The organism is Spongiibacter sp. UBA1325 (genome assembly GCF_002306875.1).
GTDB lineage: Bacteria > Pseudomonadota > Gammaproteobacteria > Pseudomonadales > Spongiibacteraceae > Spongiibacter > Spongiibacter marinus.
In genome coordinates this window covers 12,815-14,330 of record NZ_DBTD01000008.1, presented here as the reverse complement: position 1 = coordinate 14,330, position 1,516 = coordinate 12,815, and the positions used below count along the sequence as shown (strand labels likewise).

The following is a 1,516-nucleotide window of genomic DNA, read 5'->3' as shown; positions in this document are numbered from 1 at the left end:
CAAATAGGGATCGATTTTCTGCGCCAGGTCGCCGGGCAGGAAACCGAGCTTTTCGCCGGCCTCTACCGCAGGCCTGACCAGCAGGATGCGTTGTACCTGATGGGATATTAACGCCTCAACCGCGCAGGCAACGGCGAGATAGGTTTTACCGGTACCGGCCGGACCAATGCCGAAATTGACATCGTTGCTCTGAATCGCGCGCACATAGCCCTGCTGATTGCCGCCGCGCGGTTTGATACTGCCCTTCTTGGTGCGAATAACGACGGGCTCATTATCTGAGCGGGGCAGCTCTTCCAAATGTGACTGTTGCATACGAAGGTGAATGGCCTCGGGGTTGAGTGTCGTGCCAGAGACGCTCTCGCGATAAAGGTGTTTGAGCAGTTGCACCGTTTCGTCGACGGCACGCTCTTCGCCGCTAACCTGAAAGGTATTGGCGCGCGCAGCGATGTGCACCTGAAGGCGTTCTTCGATCAATTTGAGGTGTTCGTCTAAGCGTCCGCACAGTGCCGAAAGGTGCTGGCTGTCGCTGGGTTCGAGAGTGAGAACGCGCTGTGTCGCTTGTGCTGTCAATGGTGCTCCGCGTGTCGCATTGGCGATCAAGTAGTAATGGCTTAACAATACGCCGATTCTTCGCTGACGAGAATCGGCAAAAACCGATGCCTAGTTCAGCAATTCGGCGCGCAGTGAATTCGGCAGTGCCTCGGTGATCACTACGTCGACAAAATCGCCGATCAGGGCGTGATTGGTCGCCGAAAAGTTAACGACGCGATTGTTCTCGGTACGCCCCTGTAACTGGCCTGGATCCTTTTTGGAGACGCCTGTCACCAGAATGCGCTGCCGTGTGCCGACCATCTGACGGCTGATCTGGTTAGCCTGCTGCAGAATACGGTGCTGCAGGCGTTGTAGGCGCTCTTTCTTCACTGCCTCGGGAGTGTCGTCATCCAGTTGGGCGGCAGGTGTGCCGGGGCGGGCGCTGTAAATAAAGCTGAAGCTGTGGTCGAAGCCGATGTCGGCGATGAGCTTCATGGTGTCGTTAAAGTCGTCTTCAGTCTCGCCGGGAAAGCCGATAATAAAGTCGGACGACAGGCTGATGTTCGGTCTGATTGCTCGCAGTTTGGCGATTTTGTCGCGGTATTCCTGCTGAACGTGACCGCGTTTCATGGCCGCGAGAATACGGTCGCTGCCGCTTTGCACGGGCAGGTGGAGGTGGTCCACCAACTCGGGGATGTCGCGGTAGGCCTCAATTAAGGCGTCGCTAAACTCAACCGGGTGCGAGGTGGTATAGCGTATGCGGTCGATGCCAGGCACCTGGGCGACAAAGCCGAGCAACTCGGCGAAATCGACGATCTCGCCTTCGTGGTTTTCGCCGCGGTAGGCGTTGACGTTTTGCCCCAACAAGTTCACTTCGCGCACGCCTTTGGCGGCCAGCTGGGCCACTTCGGCTATCACGTCGTCAAAGGGGCGGCTGACTTCTTCGCCCCGGGTGTAGGGAACGACGCAGAAGGTGCAGTACTTG

The 1,516-nt window shown here is 57.5% G+C and carries 2 protein-coding genes; both read right to left on the bottom strand.

Annotated features, from left to right (window positions below; all coding sequences use genetic code 11):
- A partial coding sequence (locus tag B3K78_RS08500) for a PhoH family protein (RefSeq protein ID WP_286695112.1) occupies positions 1–570 on the bottom strand: 570 nt, incomplete at its 3' end.
- A 90-nt stretch (positions 571–660) separates the two neighbouring features.
- Positions 661–1,516, bottom strand: an 856-nt coding sequence (miaB, locus tag B3K78_RS08495) for a tRNA (N6-isopentenyl adenosine(37)-C2)-methylthiotransferase MiaB (protein WP_286695111.1), incomplete at its 5' end; no start/stop codon positions are given.